Raw genomic sequence first — 18,765 nt, forward strand, 5'->3', positions numbered from 1 at the left:
GGCAGCAGGAAGCCGGTGGCGATGCCGAGGCCCAAGGGCAGGAGCAGGCCCGCGACGCTGACTTTGGCCGCGGCGAGGCCGCGCCGACGGACCAGGGCGAAGTTCATCTCGGCTCCGGTGACGCCGGCCAGCAGCAGCACGCCCAGGTGGCCGACCGCATCCAGCAGGTTCATCTGCGCTGCCTGTTCGGGCAGCAGCCAGCCGGAGCAGCTGGGCAGTAGCGGCTGCAGGAGGATGGGCCGACGAGGACTCCCGCAAGTAGTTCGCCGGTGACCGCGGGCAGACTGAAGCGCATCGCCGGCCGGCCGAGGACGAGGGCGAACAGTAGGAGGACCGCACCTTGGAGCAAGAGCACCAGCAGGGCGTGGTGTCCGATGGCCGGCGCGGGGGCGGCGAGGGGCATCTCGGCTTCTCTCCCGATCAAAGGGTCGGATTGGTCCGCAGGCCCGGGGGCCTCTCTTGTGACCTCCGGGCGAGAAGGAGCGGCGCGGTGTTCGTGCGTGCCGCGACGTCGCGGAGGTCTTTCAGAACGGCCCCAGCCGCCGGGCCACCAGGCCGATGACCTCGGCTACGCGGTCCACGAGGAAGAAGTGGCCGCCCCGGAAGACCTCCGTTTCGCTTGCCCCGGTGGTGTGCGCGGCCCATGCCTCGGCCTCATCAAGGGAGACTCGGGGGTCGCTGTCTCCGGTGAGCACGGTCACCGGGCAGTCGAGGCGTCGGCCGGGCTCGTGCCGGTACCGTTCGATGGCGGTGTAGTCGCTGCGGATGGCAGGCAGGATCATCGCCAGCACCTCCGGGTCGCCGAGCAGCATCTCGTCGGTTCCGCTGAGCGCCCTGAGCTCGGCCACGAATTCAGCGTCGCTCGCCGCATGCACCCCCTCGTCGCGATAGCGGGACGGCGCCCGCCGACCTGACGCGAACAGCCGTACCGGCGCAGGCAGCCCGGCGTCCTGCATGCGCAGCGCCACCTCGTATGCGAGGACAGCGCCCATGCTGTGGCCGAACAGGGCCAGTGGCTTGTCGTCCAGGTGCCGCAGCGCAGCGAAGATCTGGTCCGCGAACTCGGGGACGTTTTCGATCCTCGGTTCGTGGAGCCGGGTCTGCCGACCTGGGTACTGGAGGGCCAACACCTCCACCGACGGGTGCAGCGCCTTGGACACCGGGAAGAAGAAGCTTGCAGCGCCGCCCGCGTACGGAAAGCACGCAAGCCGCACATTGCTCTGCGGCGCGGGGTGGGAGATACTCACCCATTTCTCGAACTGCGCCGTTGCTTGAGGCATGCCGGACGAGCTCCTCGTGGTTGGTGAGGGGATATCGGAAGTCTAGGTTCGTGCAGGTGGAACCGCGTATCCCCAGATCTGATAGTCCCAAGCCCTCGAGCGGCCCGAACGCCGTACGGATTGTTAGTCTTGCGCCGTTCCGATTCCGGCAGTTGTGCCTGCGCTAACCACCCTGCGACGAGGGGTTTTTCGTGCCCGAGACGTCACCGCACATGCAGCCCGCCAACGCGAGCCCCGAGACAGATGTGGACGTGATTGTCGTCGGCAATGGCCCAGTCGGGGCCACTCTCGGGATCCTGCTGGCACAGCGCGGCCGACGGACCACCGTCCTGGAACGGCGCCGACGGCCCTACACCCTGCCCAGGGCGACCAGCTTCGACGGCGAGACGGCACGGCTGCTCGCCGGCTGCGGGACGGGCTCGAGCCTCGGCCGGATCACCGAGCCCGCCACCGGTTACCAGTGGCATTCCGCCGACGGTGAGGTCCTCCTCGACATCGCCTTTCGCACAGAGGGCCCGTACGGGTGGCCTGACGCCAGTACCATGCACCAGCCCGCCCTCGAGGAACTGCTGGCCTCGCGGGCAGCCGGGCTGCCCGGAGTGACTGTGGTACAGGGCCGCCAGGTGGTGGGAATCGAGGAGCAGGACGACCGGGTCGTGGTGACGGCCGAGGACGAGGACGGCGCAGCCCAGACGTACACCGCGAGGTGGGTGGTGGGCTGTGACGGTGCCAACAGCTTCGTCCGGGACCATCTGGATGTGCCGGTCACCGATCTCGGCTTTTCCTACGAGTGGCTGCTGTGCGATGTGCAGCTGCACGAGACGGGCGAGTTCGTCCCCACCAACGTCCAGATCTGTGACCCTGCCAGGCCTACCACCCTGGTCGGCAGCGGTCCGGGGCATCGGCGCTGGGAGTTCATGCGGCTGCCCGGCGAGCGTGCCGCGGCCCTGAACCGGGAGGAAACTGCCTGGCGGCTTCTCGCTCCCTACGGGGTGACCCCTGACACGGCGACGCTGCTGCGCAGCACCACGTACATCTTCCAGTCCCGCTGGGCCGAGCAGTGGCGGGTCGGTCGGGTACTGCTGGCCGGGGACGCGGCCCATCTGATGCCGCCGTTCGCCGGGCAGGGCATGTGCTCAGGCATCCGCGACGTCGTCAACCTGGCGTGGAAGCTGGACCTGGTCATGGGCGGCCTCGCCCCGGAGTCGCTTCTCGACACCTACACAGAGGAACGCCGCGCGCAGGTACACAAGTCGATTCTGTCCTCAGTCCAGCTGGGCCGGGTGATCTGCGTGACGGACCCCGTGTCTGCGGCCGAGCGCGATTCCACGATCCTGGCGGGCCGCCGCGGCCGCGGTCCGGCGGCCCCCGACCCGGCGTTGCCCCTCACCGAGGGGCTCCTTCACCGGAGAGTGGACGGGGCGCCCATATCCCCGGCGGGCGAGGTGGTCCCCCAGGGCCGGATACGCAGCCTTGGAGGCACTGGCCTTTTCGACGATGTGGTCGGCCGCGGCTTCGTTCTGATGCTGGCAGAGGGCGCGGACGCCGACCTCGACGCGGAGCAGTCGGCATTCCTCACGGATTTGGGCACGCACGTGGTGACGCTGCTCCCCGAGGACGGGACGCCGCAGAACATGTCGGTGGCCGACGTGAGCGGCGTCTACCGCACTTTCCTGGCTCGCCACGGGGCCGACGCGGTATTGATCCGTCCGGACTACCACGTGTATGGGGCGGCCTCAGGCCTGGGTGCAGCGGCGGCGCTGGTGGACGACCTGCGGGCCCACCTAGTACTCCAGTAGCGGTTCTCCCTTTGTGCCGTTCAGCGCCGGGGTTTCGAGTCCATTCGACTGACGCGCCATCAAGCTCGACAGCAGATCGTGCCGCGGATCGGGCTGGAGGTGGTCCAGCGGAGCGGGGAGACGGGATCACCACGGGTATGCGGCTCGATCAGCATCGCCAGAGCCGGCAACAGACCAGTGTCAGTGGCCGTCAACGGCTTGCGCTCGCCTCCCGAAGCCCGGATACGGTGCGCCGGAGCGGCGTGCGTCTCCAGTGCGGTGATGCCGCGTGCGATGGCGGCCGCGCTGGTTCGAAAGGCGGCAGCTACCAAAGTGATTCCGCCATGACCGAGCGAGTTCTTGAGCGGCAGGTCCGACAGCAAGCCGAGTACCAACTGCCGGACGCGAAGCCGGGGTTCGACCCGCGTTAACAGGCCTGCGATCCGGACGTCGCCGGGCCTCCTGCCAGCGGGCTGGGTACACTGTGACCTGCGGCCACCGCGTGATGGTTTGTCTTCACGCACCGATGATCAACAGTGGCCGCAGCCGTCTCCACAGCGTGTCAGGGTCGTGCGGCGACCGTCTGCCGTCCTGTGTCAGGAGGACATGTGCAACGTGGCGAAGTCTGGTGGGCCGAGTTCGACGAGCGGCGGCTGGTCGTACTACTGGCGGGAGACGATGCGTCCGGGATCCGGGTGATGCAAATCGTCGCTCCGGCGGGCGTCGACATCAGCGGCCTGGCCGTCGAAGTGGCAGTAGGCGCCATGGAAGGACTGCCCTTCGAAGGCGTGCTGCGGTTCGCGCTCCCGCGTCCGGGCTTTACTCCCTGCACGTGGCTGACCACCCTGTCCCGGGGCGACCTGATCGAGCGGGCAGGCGCCCTGTCCCCCGCGAAGCTCAGCGAGATCGAGGACGCCCTCCGCCTCAGTGGACAGGCGAAGGAGCGGACCCCGTCGACGCCCGTGAAGCTCAGCGAGATCAGGGATGCCCTCCGTCTCGGTGGATCCGAGTAGGCGGAGAAGGAACGGACGTTCCTGACGGCGAGGCAGGTCTCATCCAGATGATCGACACTGACCAGCCGTCACATCGAACAGGGGCAGCTGGACGCCGGGATGCGGGCATGCGCGGCGGATGATGATCCGGGTGTCCTCGGGCAGGCCCGGCAGGTCGACCAGACTGGGGAGCAGCACTCCTAGCGTAGCCAGGGAAGGTCGGCACCCGCTTTGTCCGCCTGGAGTCCATCGGTGACGATCTGCATGATCACGCCGAGGGACTCCTGCTGCTGAGGGGTGAGCCGGTCGAACAGGGCATGCTGCACGACTGTCGCATAACCCGGAGCGGCCCGTCCGAGGGCCTCCAGGCCCTCCTCTGTGAGCACCGTGAACGTGCCCCGCTTGCCGGAGGGAGCTTCCTCGCGCCGTACCAAGCCGTCCTTCTCCAAACGTGCGACGGCGTGCGAGAGCCGGGGCCGGGTGATCTTCGCGCGCATCGCCAGCTCTGTCATCTGCAGCCGCTGGTGAGGGGACTCTGCGAGGTTCACCAGGAGCCTGTAATAGCTATGAGGCATATTCACAGTACGCTGCAGTTGGCGGCACATGTGGTCCTCGAGGAGCGTGGCCGCGTGGACATAGGAGCGCCAGATGCGTTGCTGCTCATCGGTGAGCCATCGGAGCTTTGCGGTGGATGAGCATGCCTTCCTCGCATCCTTCACTTTTCGCACAAGACTCCTTGAATCTTTAATGAATTCATGCACCTTTCCCCGATGTCGTTTCAGCCACCGATGCGCCTCGGCGGTCCATTGGGGCAGAGTTCAGTCGGTCCGGCTCCGTTGACGGCTGCGACGCCGCGGATGCCTTCGCAGAGCCGGGAGCAGGGCAGCCTAAAACAGCGGTAGGGCTCCGTCGGTGACGGTTCGGGCAAGGTGGACCGCGCCCTGGAGGGAGGAAAGGCCACCCAGGCGCGCCGGAGCGACTGGTGGGGCAGGGTGGCCTGGACGCGAGAGGGATGTCAGGTGGGTTGCTATGCGGTCGACCAGGTCGTCGATGCCTACCGCGAATCCGCCTCCGATCACAGCCAGGCCGGGGTGGAGCAGTTCGGTGACCCCCATGATGGCAGTGGCCAGGGCCCGGCAGGTGCCGTCGATCGCGGCTGTAGCCCACGGGCGGGCGGTACGGAGTGCTTCGCGCAGCTCTTCGTAGGTGACCGGCTCGCCGTGGAGCTCGCCGGCCCGGGCCAGAGTGGCCGGCCCCGAAGCTATCGCCTGGAGGCAGCCCTGGCGGCCGCAGACACACACTGGGCCGCCCAACTCGACGACCAGATGGCCCAGTTCGAAGGAGCCGCGGCCCGGGCCGGGGCACAGCCGGCCGCCCAGGACCAGGCCGCCGCCGATGCCAGTACCGACGCCGACGTAGAGCAGATTGGCGCAGTCGGCCGCTGCGGCCTCGGCGAGGGCGGCCACGTCGCCGTCGTCCGCCCATGCGACGGCCGCTCCGGGCACGAGGGCGCGTAGCGCGGGGCCCAGGGCGAGGCCGGTCCATGACGGTCGGCTGGGCCAGGAGGTGATCTGCTCGTCCGGGCCGACCGTGGCGGGGACGGCGACCCCGGCGGCCTGGAAACCCTCGCCTGTGCGGGCCGCCAGGGTGGTGATGCCGTCCGACAGCAGGGCAAGGTCGCTGTCCGGTCCGTCTTCGTGGTGCGGCCAGAAGAACGTGTGCTCCTCGGTACGGCCGTCCGTCGACTCGGCGCGCAGGGCGACCTTTGTGCCCCCTATGTCGATGCCCAGATGCCACGACGGCGGTGAGGCTGTCATTCCGTCTCAGTGGCCGGGGAGGGCCGGGCAGAGGACGAGCAGGTCGGCGGGCCGTTGCAGGACGATGTCAGGGCCGGCGGCGAGCAGTCCGATCTCGTCGTGGCAGCCCCACAGTGCGGCTGCGGCGGTGACGTCGGCGCCTTGGGCGCTGGCCAGGTCGGTGGGGGCGTCGCCGATCATGATGGCCCGGTCTGCGGGAACGTTGAGGAGTTCGAGCGCGCGTCTGACGATGTCGGGGGCGGGCTTGGGCCGGGGCACCTCGTCGGAGCCGATGACGTGGGCGAAGTAGGGAAGCAGGCCGAGGACGTCGAGCAGGGACCGGGCGCGCTCGCCTGCCTTGCCGGTGGCGATGGCTAGCCGGAGGCCGCGCTCGTTCAGCATCCTCAGCACATCGACAACACCGTCGTACACCTGAACGTGGGGGGCGAGCCGGTAGCTCTCACGGACGAAGGGCTCCTCCATCTCCAGCGGAAGACCCATGATCCGCATGATGTCGGGAAAGTAGCGGCCCTGATGGCGCTGGTACTCCTCGAAGGGCGCCTCGCCTCGGCCGACGACCTCGGCGTAGGCGAGGGAGAAGGCCTCGCCCATCACCGCGAAGCTGTCGACGACGACTCCGTCGAGATCGAAGATGACTGCTTGTCTGGAGACTGGGAAGTGCTGTTCGGAGGTCGTTGCCGCGATGTGTTCTGACCTTGTGGTCATGCGGTCCTCACCATGGTGTGGGGGGTGAATGGGGCGCGCTCCGCAGGTCGTGCGGCGCGGGCCGATGCGTAGAAGCTTTCGACCAGCTGGACGGTGTTACGGGCCTGGGCGACGGCCACACCGCGTCGGCCCGGGTCGGCCAGGAGCCCGGCGAGGCTGTCGAGCTGGCGTCCGTACTCGGTGCCGATCGGCTCGGCGGGCAGCGGGATCTGCTGTGTGATGCCTTCCCGGGTGAGGGTCAGCACCCCTTCGGGGGCCCGGTTGGGACTGAAGCCGAAGGTGCAGTGCAGCCGTGCCGTTCCCTCGCTGCCCTCGATGGTGATGACGGAGGCGTCCAGCGCCTCGTGCGAAGCCCAGCTGGCTTGTAGCGAGACCGAGATGCCGTCCTCGCGGAGCAGGAAGCCTCGGGCGGTGTCCTCGACGTTGCCGGCCGGGACGTCGGTGGGCTGGTCCTCGCGCCAGGCAGCGGACCAGGCACTGCTGCTGACGAAGTCGTCGGAGACCGAGCCGATCACCTGGGTAACGGGGGCGGGGCCCAGGAGGTAGGTGAGGACGTCGAGCAGGTGCCAGCCGAGGTCGACGAGTACACCGCCACCGGACTTGCTGCGCTGGGTGAACCAGCCGCCGGGCTGTGGCACGCCGCGCGCCCTGACCCAGGCCAGGGTGACATGGCGGATCCGGCCGACCTGGGGCAGCAGCCCGGCAAGCTCTTGGACATCGCCGCGATGGGCGGTGGCGCTGCCGGCGAGCAGTGTCCCGCCGTTCTGTTCGGCCGCGGCGAGGGCGTCGGCCTCGGCGGTGGTCAGGCAGACCGGCTTCTCCAGGAAGACGGAGATCCCGCGGCGGAGCAGGGCGGCCGCTACCTCGGCGTGCAGATGGTTGGGTACCGCGACGAAGGCGATGTCGACCGTGCGGGGGTCAAGGGCGTCGATCGTGGTGTGGGCGGGCAGGCCCATCGCTACGGCGGCTGCCCGGGAGGCCGGGTCGGGGTCGACGGCGGCGACCACCTCGAAGTCCTTGTGCTCGCTCAGCAGTCTGAGCCACAGCTCGCGGCCTGCCCAGCCGAGTCCGACGACGGCAGCGCGGACCTTCATCGTGCGGCCACCGCGTCGGCGATGATCTCGGCCGTGGTGTGGAGGGCTTCCTCGGAGGCGAGCAGCACCCGGTGGTGCAGCCAGATGCAGTCGGTGCTGATCGCCTCCGTGTTCGGGCAGCTCGCGGCGAGCCTGTCGACGGTGGTGTCGGGCGCGGCCGTCTCCCAGAACGCGTCGGTGCGGTAGATCGCCCGGAAAGCGGCGAAGGCAGGCAGCCCGGCCCCGACGAGCGTGTCGACGAGGGCGTTGCGGCCCTCCTCGGAGATGCCGGGGATCCGGAACATGGCCATGTAGTGAGAGTTCCGGTCGGCGCGCGCATCGCCTCCCTGGGGTACGACGCCGTCGATCTCGCCGAGCAGCCGGGACAGCAGTGTCCAGCGCTGTGCGCGCAGCGTGAGCTGGGCATCGAGGCGGCCCAGCTGGGCGCGGAGCACGGACGCAGAAAATTCGTTGAGCCGCATGTTGGTGCCGCCAGTCTGGTGCATGTAGCGGCGGTCGGTGCGCGGCCGGCCACAGCTGTGCCGCAGGAAGGCGGCCTCGTACGTCTCCTCGTCGGGGAAAAGCAGTGCACCACCCTCGCCGGCGGTCATCAGCTTGCCGTTCTGGAAGCTGAACGCGGCGACCGTACCCAACTCGCCCACCCGCTTGCCCTGCCAGCGGGCACCGTGCGCGTGGGCGGCGTCCTGCAGCAGGGGCACGCCGGTGTCCGCGGAAAGCTTGTCGAGCGCGTCCATGTCAGCGATGAGCCCCGCCATGTGCACGGGCATGATCACCCTGGTCCGAGGGGTGACGGCGGACGCCGCGGCAGCCACGTCGATGTTGTACGTGTCGAGATCGACGTCGACGGGGACAGCGACCGCGCCGAGCCGCTGAGCGGCCTGGGACGAGGAGATGAACGTGAAGGCCGGCACGATGACCTCCGTGCCCGGACCGACACCCAGACACTGCAGCGCCAGCTCCAGGGCATGGGTGCCGTTGGTGACGGCCAACGCATGCGGGGCACCATGGAAGTCGGCGAACTCACTCTCGAAGGAGTCCACCTCCGACCCGCCCATGCGCCACCACTGACCCTGCTCCAGGGCCCGGATCAGGCCGGTGCGCTCGCTGTCGTCGTACTGCGGCCAGGAGGGAAACTCTGGTGCCGGTCGCGGGTTCATATATCTCCAAATCTCCACTTCGGACATTTCTCGGCTGATGGCCGACGGACGGCACAAAGTGGGCGGGGCACGCGGCCGACCGCAGGTTCCACCTCGAGGATCAGACCCAAGAGTGCGACTTTCACGTTAGGCACCGCGCTCACCACCCCACATCCCCCGGTCTGGTAGCCGCCTGTCGGAGTGTGGGTCGGCTGGTGATCGTGGCGGGTGTGTGCGTCAGCCGATCCTGGGTGCGCTCAGGCCGAAGAATTCGCAGTAGGACTCCACTTGACCGTTCAGCATGTGGATGCCGTGGTGGACGTGGTGACCGAGGGCGGCGGCCTGCCGCAGCAGGGGCGTCTCGTGGGGTTTCATGATGATGTCGCCCACCACCGCTGCGGGCGGGAGGGCTTCGGGCGGGAACGGCAGTGGGTCACTGGATCGCAGTCCGAGCGGGGTCGCGTTGATCGCGAGGTCGCTGTCATGCAGGGGCAGTTCGGCGACGGCGTGGATTCGGCCGGGCCAGTACGTGTCGAGTCGGCCGACAAGCGTGTCCCGTTTGGACAGGTCCGGGTCGGTCACGGCGATCCGGTCCGCGCCGGCCGTCAGCAACGCGGACGCGATAGCGCTGCCCGCCCCGCCGGCCCCGGCGAGCGCGACCCGCTTGCCTCGTATCTCATGCCCGGCGCGGGCGAGGCCAGCCACGAAACCGGAACCGTCGAAGTTCTCGGCGAGCCAACTGCCGTCGGTCTCGCGGCGCAGCACGTTGGCCGTTCCGGCGATCTTGACGGTGCGGCTTTGCCGGTCGGCGAGCTGGGCGGCGTGCGCCTTGTGCGGGACGGTGACGAAGATGCCGTCGAGGTTACCGATCCGCTGCAGGCCGCGTACGACCCGTTCCAGATCGCCAGGATGGACCTGCACCGGCACCAGCACCGCGTCGACGCCCTGTTCAGCGAAGAGCGGGTTGAGCAGGCCGGGGGACTGGACCTGCTCGACCGGGTCGCCGATCACCGCGTACAAGCGGGTGGTGCCGCTGATCGGGGCCGGCGGCGGGGTGGCGGTGTTGGTCATCGCGGGCTCCAGGGGTCGGCAGAGGTGATCTGCTGGGCAGCCGGCCGGATGGCCTCTGCGAGCAAATCGGCGACGGTGACAGCCAGTTCCATGGACTGTTCCTCATTCAGGCGAGGGTCGCAGGCGGTACGGTAGCGGGCCGGCAGGTCAGCCTCACCGAGGCCTCGGGCCCCGCCCAGGCACTCGGTGACGTGCTCACCGGTCGCCTCCAAGTGGAGGCCGCCGGGGTGAGTGCCGAGGGCGCGGTGGACGTCGAAGAAGCCCTTGATCTCCGCGACGATGTCGTCGAAGTGGCGGGTCTTGCGGCCATCCGGCGTCGTGCGGGAGTTGGCGTGCATCGCGTCGCACTGCCATACCACCTGGTGGCCGGTGGCGGTGACCTTCTCCACGATCGGCGGCAGCACCTCGCGGACCTGGGAGTGGCCCACCCTGCTGATGAACGTCAGCCGCCCGGGCGTGGCATGGGGATCGAGCCTGCGGACGTACTCGACGGCTTCATCCGGGGTTGTGCTGGGGCCGATTTTCACCCCGATGGGATTGGCGAGCAGTTCGTTGCTGCTCCGGACCTCGCCGTGCGCTGCCTCTGATGTGCGCGTCATGCCGGCGCGGCTCCCGTTCCGTGGGAGCCTGCCGACTCGACGAGTTGCCCGAGTGGCTGCCGTGGCATGCGCTCCAGAACCTCCGCGACGACCTGTTCGGAAACGTCGTGGACCAGCTCCGCTCCCCCGGGCCCGTCGAGGACGAAGGCGAGGCCCGTGAGCGCCTTCTTGTCCCGGCGCATCAGGCGGATCAGCTCGGCCGTCTCGATCCCCTCGGGCAGCGCGGTGGGCAGGCCGTAGAACTCGACGACCTCCCGGTGCTCCGCCACCCGCTCGGGACCGATCCGGTCCAGAGCCCCGGCGAGCAGGCCCGCGAAGATCGTCCCGATCGCGACGGCCTCGCCGTGCCGGAGCGCAAAGCCGCCGGCCAGCTCCAGCGCGTGGCCCAGGGTGTGGCCGTAGTTGAGGATGTGTCGCAGGCCGGTGTCCCGCTCGTCGGCCGAGACGACGCCGGCCTTGAGCCGCACACTGGCCGCGATGCGCTCCGCGAGGCCGAGCCCGCGCAGGTCACCGGCGCCGATGAAGTGGCAGCGGGCGATCTCACCCAGGCCGTTGAGCATCTCACGCCGGGGCAGGGTGGACAGGTAGTCGGTGTCGCACAGTACGGCGGCGGGCTGCCAGTAGGCGCCCACCAGGTTCTTACCGGAGGGCAGGTTGACCGCCGTCTTGCCGCCGACACTCGCGTCGACCTGGGCCAGCAGCGTGGTCGGCAGATGTACCACCGGCACGCCCCGGTGGTACAGGGCGGCGGCCAGGCCGACCACGTCGGTGGTGGTTCCGCCCCCGCAGGAGACGACCGCGTCGTTGCGTGTGAGGCCGAAGCGTACGAACTCCGCGCACAGGGCCTCGACGGTGGCGAGGGTCTTGTCCGGCTCACCGTCCCGGGCGGGCAGCAGCACGGTCTCCACTCCCGTGTCGGGTACCCATTCCGCGGGCCGGGCCGACACGACGGCCACCCGCCGGGCACCGAGCCCCTGGATCACTTCGGCCAGCATGGAACGCACCCCAGGGCCGATCAGCACATCGTAGGAACGCTCGCCGATGTGGACCGGTATCTGTTCTCTCACTCCGCCTCACTCTGTCCTGTGGAAGCCGGTGATACGCCGGGGCGGCCACTTCAGCTGAGGCTTTCCCGAGCATCTCCGGCCTTCCGCAAGCGGTCGTGCTGGTTCGTCCGCTCAGCCCCAGTAGGTGCTGGCGATCTTTTCGAGCTCGTTCTCGTCCCGGATGAGACGTAGCCGCTCCACGCCGTCCTCAACGGACAGGAAGAGGTTCGCGGTGAGCGTGACCTGCCCGTTGTCGATGACCCGTCGGCGGCGCCGCGGGTGCGCCACCATCTCCTCCACCGGCAGGGCGTCGCGCCAACGGGCCCAGTCCGCGGTGGTACGCGTCACCGGCAGGAATCGGTAACTGTCGCGCCAGTTTTTGGCGCGGGTCTTGTACTCGAGGAAGTAGTGCTCCTCCCGACGGGTCAACCGGAACTCGATGCCGTCCTGGACCACGGTCTCTCCGGAGAACGGCAGCGGCTCCACGATGGAGATGCCCGCGTGCCCGGCGTCGGCGAGCCAGTCCTCGCCGTCGATGGTGACGCGCATGACCATGTGCTCGATGTCAGGGCCCCACACTCCCCCCGGCAGGACGGTGGCTGCGGCCAGCACCTGCAGGTCGAAGCCCAACTCGACGAGGAGCCGATGGAACATGAAGTTCAATTCGACGCAGATGCCGCCCCGGCCGCTGAGCACGATCGTCTCGAAGGCCGGGTCGAGGTCGAAGGACGCCTGGGCCAGACCGAGGGCGTCACCACTGCTGTTCAGGTCCAGGGCGTAACCACTGTCGTAAGGGATCCGCATCTGGTGCTCGCGGTGGATCTTCCGCAGGGTCGCCAGGCTTGCGTCGGGCGTTCCCGAGAAGCCGAGGTACTCCAGATACTTTTCTTTGTCGAACATGCCGTATCTCCTTGGGTGTTCGTCATCGGCGAGTGGCGGAGGGGGTGGGTCGGTGACCGGTGCGCCGGCCGTGCTGCGCAACACGCCCTAGTTCCTTCGTCCGCACGTCACTAGGGAAGTTGAGATCACGTGCCGGAGCCGCCCTGGTCTGACGCGCCATCAGATTTCGGCGAGTCCGCGGGGGATTCGATGCGTTTCAGCAGCTCCTCGGCGGCCAGTTCCGCGGTCGGGTACTCGAAGGCGAAGGTGGCCGGGATGCGGACGCCGATGAGCGCCGACAGCCGGTTCCTGAGTTCGATGGCGGTCAGAGAGTCGAAACCGATGTCGAAGAAGGAAAAGTCCGGTCCGATCTCGTCCGCAGACACGTAGCCGAGGATCGTGGTGACCTCGCGCTGGACCAGGTCGACCAAGATCTTTCCTCGCTGGTCCGGGGACGCCCCGGCCAGCCGATCTGCCAGCGTGTCGGCCCCGGTCGCCCCATCACGGGCGGGCCGCCGACCGACGCGGATGAGGCCGCGCAGCAGTGGGGGGACGGATGCGGAGTTGGCCTGGTCCCACAGCGCGTCGAGTTCCAACTTCGTCAGGACCTGAACAGCGTCCCGGTCAAGCAGCGCGAGGTCGAACAGCTCCATGCCCTCTTGCTCCGTGAGTTCGGCGCTGTTCCAGCGGTCGAAACGCTTCAGCTCGACCTCAGCGAGTTTATCCAGCGCGTCCGATCCCTGCCCCCACCATCCCCACACCAGTGAGGTCGCCGGCAATCCGGAAGCATGACGGCGTACAGCCAGCGCGTCGAGGTAGGAGTTCGCGGCAGCGTAGTTGCCCTGACCCGCCGAACCGAAGATCCCCGAAAGAGAGGAGTACAGGACGAAGGCCGCGAGGTCGAGATCGCGCGTGAGTTCATCCAGAATGTGTGCCGCATCGGCCTTCGGACGGAGCACAGCGTCGAGCTGTTCGGGCGTCAGGGACGTCACCACACCGTCATCCAGCGCTCCGGCTGCGTGGATCACACCGGTAAGGGGGGTGTCCTTGGGAACCGAGGCCAGAAGCGCGACCATGGAGTCTCGGTCGGACACGTCGCACGCTACGACTCGGACGAGCGCCCCGAGCCCCTCGAGTTCGGCTTCCAACTCGGCCGCGCCCGGTGCGTCCGGTCCCCTCCGGCTGACCAGGATGAGGTTTTTGATCTTGTGCTGGGCAACCAGGTGCCTGGCCGCCAGGCGCCCCAGCCTACCCGTGCCGCCGGTGATCAGGACCGTGCCCTCGGGGTTCAGTGGGCGGCCAGGGGCGTCGGCGGGGGCGGCCTTGACGAGCCTCGGCACCGCCACCGCGCCTCTGCGAAGTGCCGCCTGAGGCTGCCCGGACGCGAGTACATCGGGAAGGCGCCGGGCTGACGCCGCCGTGCCGTCCGTGTCGACCAGGAGAATGCGGCCCGGGTTCTCGGACTGTGCCGAACGCAGCAAGCCGGCAGCCGTTGCAACGGCCAGATCGGGAGCCGGGTCCCCGTCCTGGACGGCCGCACCGGCTTGTGTGAGAGCGACGAGAGGAGTGTTCTGGAAGGCGGGTTCCGCGAGCCACGCCTGGACGACCTCCAGCACTCGCCCGGTGAGGTCCCGGACGGCGGCGAGGTCCGTACGTCCGTCGCCGGCCACATCGAGGAGGAACATGCCGGGGGGCGTTCCGGCCACGGCACGAACGTCCTCGGCAGTTGTCACGCGTACGACGTTCAGCTCGTCATGCACGCTCCTGACGGAGACGGGCTCCCAGGCCACACGGAACATCTGCTCCTTGGACGCACCTGAGCCGACACGCAGCAGTTCCGGGACCACCGGTCGCAAGACCATCGAGTCGACGGCAGCCACAGGTGCGCCGAAGGCGTCGGCCAGGCGCAAGCGGATCGTGTCGGGGGCGAGCGGTGTGAGGTGAACCCGCAGTGTGGAGGTTCCGCTGGCGTGCAGTCTGACGTCGCGCCAGACAAACGGCAGAGCCAGCTTCGGGCTCTCGCCGGCCATATCGGTGCGGAAGACCCAGGCATGCATGGCCGCGTCCAGGAGTGCCGGGTGCAGCCCGTAGTCATCGCCCTTGCCCGCTGCCTCGGGCAGGGAGACCTCGGCGAACACCTCCTCGCCGCGCGTCCACGCCCCGCGCAGGCCCTGAAAGGCCGGACCGTGGCCGTATCCCGCCTGTGCCATGCCGTCGTAGACGCGGGCCAGTACGTCCGGGTCGACGGCGGTGGCGCCCGTCGGCGGCCACTGGGTGAGGTCGAAATCGGCCCCACCCTCCTCCGGCACCAGGCGTCCGGAGACATGACGGGTCCAGCTCCCACGTGGACCGGCTTCCTCCCAGCGGGAGTGAATCTGGACGGTGCGGTGGCGAGATTCGTCGGGCTCACCCACCCACACACGTACCTGGACACCGCCGCTCTCGGGCAGCAGCAGGGGGCGCTCGATAACCAGTTCGCCGACCAGACTGCACCCGATCTCGTCGCCGGCGCGGACGGCGAGTTCCACGAAGGCCGCTCCGGGCAGGAGGACGATTCCGGCGGCCGCGTGGTCGGCGAGCCAGGGGTGCGTGCGCAGCGACAGCCGGGAAGTGAACAGCACGCCGTCCGAGCCGGGGATTTCGGTGACCGCGCCGAGCAGGGGATGGTCCGCCGCCTCGAGACCGAGCCCTGGTGCGTCCCCACCGGACTCTGCCGGATCCAACCAGTAGCGCCGGCGCTGAAAGGCGTACGTGGGCAGATCCACGGGCCGCTCCGTACCGCGGCCCAGGACGGCGCCCCAGGAGACCTGAACGCCGTGGGTGTGCAGGTGGGCCAGCGAGGCGAGGAACCTGCGCGGGCCGCCCTCGTCGCGGTGCAGCGACCCGGTGACGACAGCGGGTGCCTGGAGCTCCTCCAGCACGTCCTGGACGCTCGACGCCAGCACAGGGTGGGAGCTGACCTCGATGAACACTCCATGTCCATCACCGGCCAGGGACCGGATGGCCGGGTCGAACTGGACGGTCTGCCGCAGGTTGCGATACCAGTACTCGGCGTCCAGCTCCGTGGTGTCCTGGAGTCGCCCGGTCACCGTGGAGTACAGCGGCACGCGCGAAGGCCCGCCGGAGAACCCGGTAAGCGCCTCAAGGAAAGAGTCGCGCAGCACATCGATCTGTGAGGAGTGTCCGGCGGCGTTGGCCCTGTGAATCATGCGGGCGTGGATGCCCTCGGTCTGGCACCGGGCGAGCAGCTCTTCCAGGGCGGGCAGTTCACCGGTCACGACCACTGAGGAGGGTCCGTTGACTGCGGCGATCTCCAGGCCCGCAAACTCCTCGACCAGCACGGAGGCGGCCTTGACACCGGCAACGAGGGACGCCATGCCTCCGCGTCCCGACAACTCGGCGTGGATGGCCTTGGCCCGGTGGACCACGAGGCGGGCGGCGTCCGGAAGGGACAGCGCACCGGCAAAGCAAGCAGCGGCGATCTCGCCCTGGGAATGACCCACGACCGCATCCGGGACGACCCCGCACGCTTCCCACAGCGCGGCAAGCGACAGCATCAGCGCCCACGACAGCGGCTGCACGACGTCGATGTCCTCAAGGGACCGGGCGCCCTCCGCCTGCCGCACCACATCGAGCAACGACCAGCCGGTCAGCGGGTCAAGCGCCTCGGCGCACTCGGCCATACTGGTTGCGAACACGGGCGACGACTCGAGCAGTTCCCTTCCCATGCCCGCCCACTGTGCGCCCTGGCCGGGGAACACGAAGACGGTTTGGCCTACTACGCTCTCGGCCGTTCCCTTGACGACACCGGTCGCCGACTCGCCATTGGCCACGGCGTCCAGTGCAGTCAGCGCCTCTTCCCTGTCCTCGGCGAGCACGATCGCACGGTCGGGGAGAAGACCCCGGCTCTGCACCAGCGACCGGCCGACGTCAAACAGGTCCAGCTCTTGACGTTGCCTCAGGTACGAACCGAGGTGCCGGGCCTGGCCGGCGAGACCCGCCTCGCCACGGGCCGAGAGGACCAGTGGCACAACCGAGTCGCCCAGCACCCGCGCCTTCTCGTCGGACGTGTTCACGGATGTCTGCTCGGGCGCCTGCTCCAGGATGACGTGCGCGTTGGTGCCGCTGACGCCGAAGCCGGAGACTCCCGCACGACGAGGACGGCCGACCTCGGGCCACTCGTGCGCCTCGGTCAGCAACTCGACCGCTCCAGCGGACCAGTCAACCTGAGGCGTGGGCTCGTCCACGTTCAAAGTCTGCGGCAGCACACCATGCCGCATGGCCATCACCATCTTGATCACACCGGCGACGCCTGCCGCATGGCCCGCGTGTCCAAGGTTCGACTTCACTGAACCGAGCCACAGCGGCAGTCCGGGGTCACGGCTCTGACCATAGGTGGCGAGCAGGGCCTGTGCCTCGATCGGGTCACCCAGGGGGGTTCCGGTGCCGTGCGCCTCGACGATGTCGACATCGGCGGACGACAGACCAGCGACAGCGAGTGCCTGGCGGATCACCCGCTGCTGCGAGGGCCCGTTCGGCGCGGTGAGTCCGTTGGACGCGCCATCCTGGTTCACCGCAGTGGCCCGTACGACGCCGAGGATCTCATGTCCGTTACGAATGGCATCGGAAACCCGCTCCAACAGCAGGACGCCCACGCCCTCGGCAGAGTTCGTTCCATCTGCGGATGCCGCAAACGCCTTGCACCGGGCGTCCGTCGCAAGACTCCGCATACGAGAGGCCAACACCAAGCCGGCGGGAGTGCACATCACGCTGGAGCCCCCGGCCAGCGCCAACGACGACTCTCCCGAACGCAGGGACTGCACTGCCATGTGCAGGGCTACCAGGGACGACGAGCAGGCCGTGTCGATCGTGAGTGCGGGCCCCTCGAACCCGAGCGTGTAGGAAACCCGTCCCGACACGACGCTCGCCAAGCCGCCGGTCATCAGGTAGCCCTCGAGCTCGTCGGGGACGCTGTGGAAACCGGTGGCGTAATCGTGCCCGCCCACGCCGGCGAACACGCCGACGTTCTTGCCACGCAGAGCAGCCGGGTCTATGCCCGCCCGTTCGATCGCCTCCCACGACGTCTCCAGCATCAGACGCTGCTGCGGGTCCATGACCAGCGCCTCGCTTTGTGAGATGCCGAAGAAACCGGCGTCGAACTCGCCCACGTCGTGCAGGAATCCGCCTTGCTGCACATAAGTCGTGCCGGCCCGATCGAGGTCCGGGTCGTACAGGTTCTCTAGATCCCAGCCCCGGTCGGTGGGGAATGCGCCGACTGCGGAACGACCATCGGCGATCAGCTCCCACAACTCTTCAGGTGACGACACCCCGCCGGGGAACCGGCACGCCATGCCCACGATGGCGATCGGTTCAGTGAAGCTGTCGCGGATCTTCTTGTTCTCGTTCTCCAGCTGCTCGTTCTCGATCAGTGAAGCCCGCAGCGCTTCGACAAGCTTTGGCTCTGAGCTGGTCATTCCCTGTCTCCATTCGTTCCGGTCGCGCGTCCGCTACTGCTTCCGGGCTTTCCTCATCGCGTGCTCCACCAGGTCGTCAGCGTCCATCTCCTCGATCAGCCGCTTGCCGTCCTGCTTCGGTTCGGCGGTGTCCGGCGCCGTGGCACTTTCACCACCGGCACTCGCCACCAGTTGCAGGAGCTGCTCCATGAGACCGAGTTCCTGGAACCGGGACAGAGGCGTGGTGACCAGGACCCTCCGGATCTCGTCCTCCCGACCCGCCACATCGCCAACGGCCTCAGGGCACAGTTCGGCGAGCAGATGGCGCATCAGGCTCCGGGGTGTGGGATGGTCGAAGATGATCGTGGCAGGGAGGCGGATCCCTACGAGTCCGTTGAGTCGGTTGCGGAGTTCAACGGCCAACATCGAGTCGAAGCCGACCTCCCGGAAAGCCCGGTCGGGGTCGACGTTGCCGGGTGTCGAATGGCGCAGGACCGTAGCGACCTCGCGCCGGACCAGATCCAGCAGCATCTGCTCTCGCTGGACCGGGAGCGTGGCGGCCAGCTGTTCAGCGAGGCCGCCCCAACGGGGGGCCACGTGCCGAGCGGTGCGACGGCCGGCACGCACGAGGCTCCGCAGGAGTACGTGTACGGGTCCGGACGCGGCTTGGGCGCGCAGCGCGGCGTAGTCCGGCCTGGCCGCCAAGAGCACCGCGTCGTCTGACTGCAGTGCCGCGTCGAACAGCTCCAGACCCTCCTGGCGGGAGTGTGCCACCAGGCCCTGCGGGGCCGTCCTCGGCTGATTGGCCATGCCCAGGTTCCCGCTGGTGTTGTTCCAGTAGCCCCATGCGAGGGATGTCGCGGGCAGGCCGGAGCGGTGGCGGTGGAGAGCGAGGGCGTCCAGGGAAGCATTGGC

14 protein-coding genes and 1 pseudogene are annotated in these 18,765 nt (G+C 68.7%); 2 read left to right on the forward strand and 13 right to left on the reverse strand.

The window, feature by feature from the left end; translation table 11 throughout:
- Nucleotides 1–524: 524 nt before the first annotated feature.
- Nucleotides 525–1,280, reverse strand: coding sequence for an alpha/beta fold hydrolase (locus AB0F29_RS33835; RefSeq protein WP_361880386.1), 756 nt, complete (start codon nucleotides 1,278–1,280; stop codon nucleotides 525–527).
- Nucleotides 1,281–1,471: 191 nt separating this feature from the next.
- On the opposite strand from AB0F29_RS33835, the gene AB0F29_RS33840 reads away from it, so the two are divergent.
- The gene (locus AB0F29_RS33840) at nucleotides 1,472–3,079 is read left to right on the forward strand and encodes a bifunctional 3-(3-hydroxy-phenyl)propionate/3-hydroxycinnamic acid hydroxylase (RefSeq protein ID WP_361880389.1); all 1,608 of its coding nucleotides are present in this window, start codon (nucleotides 1,472–1,474) and stop codon (nucleotides 3,077–3,079) included.
- Nucleotides 3,080–3,171: 92 nt separating this feature from the next.
- Here AB0F29_RS33840 and AB0F29_RS33845 read toward each other — a convergent pair.
- A pseudogene (locus AB0F29_RS33845) lies at nucleotides 3,172–3,306 on the reverse strand (ISAzo13 family transposase); the annotation flags it as partial.
- Between the two features lie 360 nt (nucleotides 3,307–3,666).
- Here AB0F29_RS33845 and AB0F29_RS33850 point away from each other — a divergent pair.
- On the forward strand, nucleotides 3,667–4,071 hold the full coding sequence (locus AB0F29_RS33850) for a type II toxin-antitoxin system PemK/MazF family toxin (RefSeq protein ID WP_361880392.1): 405 nt from the start codon (nucleotides 3,667–3,669) through the stop codon (nucleotides 4,069–4,071).
- Nucleotides 4,072–4,250: 179 nt separating this feature from the next.
- On the opposite strand, the gene AB0F29_RS33855 is transcribed toward AB0F29_RS33850, so the two are convergent.
- The 11 genes from AB0F29_RS33855 to AB0F29_RS33905 form a co-directional block, all read right to left on the reverse strand.
- On the reverse strand, nucleotides 4,251–4,769 hold the full coding sequence (locus AB0F29_RS33855; protein ID WP_361880442.1) for a MarR family transcriptional regulator: 519 nt from the start codon (nucleotides 4,767–4,769) through the stop codon (nucleotides 4,251–4,253).
- 168 nt (nucleotides 4,770–4,937) lie between these two features.
- The gene (locus AB0F29_RS33860; RefSeq protein WP_361880395.1) at nucleotides 4,938–5,867 is read right to left on the reverse strand and encodes an ROK family protein; all 930 of its coding nucleotides are present in this window, start codon (nucleotides 5,865–5,867) and stop codon (nucleotides 4,938–4,940) included.
- 6 nt (nucleotides 5,868–5,873) lie between these two features.
- Nucleotides 5,874–6,572, reverse strand: coding sequence for an HAD-IA family hydrolase (locus AB0F29_RS33865; RefSeq protein WP_361880398.1), 699 nt, complete (start codon nucleotides 6,570–6,572; stop codon nucleotides 5,874–5,876).
- Entirely contained in the window at nucleotides 6,569–7,666 is a 1,098-nt protein-coding gene (locus tag AB0F29_RS33870; protein ID WP_361880401.1) for a Gfo/Idh/MocA family oxidoreductase, read from the reverse strand. Before AB0F29_RS33870 ends, AB0F29_RS33865 begins: the two co-directional genes overlap by 4 nt.
- Nucleotides 7,663–8,823 (reverse strand): 3-amino-5-hydroxybenzoate synthase, encoded by a 1,161-nt coding sequence (gene rifK / locus AB0F29_RS33875; RefSeq protein WP_361880404.1) that lies wholly within the window; start codon nucleotides 8,821–8,823, stop codon nucleotides 7,663–7,665. The genes AB0F29_RS33870 and rifK overlap by 4 nt, the downstream gene beginning before the upstream one ends.
- Nucleotides 8,824–9,039: 216 nt before the next feature.
- On the reverse strand, nucleotides 9,040–9,873 hold the full coding sequence (locus AB0F29_RS33880) for a shikimate dehydrogenase (RefSeq protein WP_361880407.1): 834 nt from the start codon (nucleotides 9,871–9,873) through the stop codon (nucleotides 9,040–9,042).
- The gene (locus AB0F29_RS33885; protein ID WP_361880409.1) at nucleotides 9,870–10,472 is read right to left on the reverse strand and encodes a 3-deoxy-7-phosphoheptulonate synthase; all 603 of its coding nucleotides are present in this window, start codon (nucleotides 10,470–10,472) and stop codon (nucleotides 9,870–9,872) included. The genes AB0F29_RS33880 and AB0F29_RS33885 overlap by 4 nt, the downstream gene beginning before the upstream one ends.
- Nucleotides 10,469–11,539, reverse strand: coding sequence for a 3-dehydroquinate synthase family protein (locus AB0F29_RS33890; RefSeq protein WP_361880412.1), 1,071 nt, complete (start codon nucleotides 11,537–11,539; stop codon nucleotides 10,469–10,471). The genes AB0F29_RS33885 and AB0F29_RS33890 overlap by 4 nt, the downstream gene beginning before the upstream one ends.
- A gap of 111 nt (nucleotides 11,540–11,650) precedes the next feature.
- Nucleotides 11,651–12,418 carry an arylamine N-acetyltransferase gene (locus AB0F29_RS33895; RefSeq protein ID WP_361880415.1) on the reverse strand — a complete coding sequence of 256 codons (768 nt, stop codon included), beginning with the start codon at nucleotides 12,416–12,418 and terminating at the stop codon, nucleotides 11,651–11,653.
- A 125-nt stretch (nucleotides 12,419–12,543) separates the two neighbouring features.
- Nucleotides 12,544–17,871 carry a type I polyketide synthase gene (locus AB0F29_RS33900; protein WP_361880418.1) on the reverse strand — a complete coding sequence of 1,776 codons (5,328 nt, stop codon included), beginning with the start codon at nucleotides 17,869–17,871 and terminating at the stop codon, nucleotides 12,544–12,546.
- A gap of 33 nt (nucleotides 17,872–17,904) precedes the next feature.
- A partial coding sequence (locus tag AB0F29_RS33905) for a beta-ketoacyl reductase (RefSeq protein WP_361880421.1) occupies nucleotides 17,905–18,765 on the reverse strand: 861 nt, incomplete at its 5' end.

It is taken from the genome of Streptomyces sp. NPDC026589 (assembly GCF_040638385.1).
GTDB lineage: Bacteria > Actinomycetota > Actinomycetes > Streptomycetales > Streptomycetaceae > Streptomyces.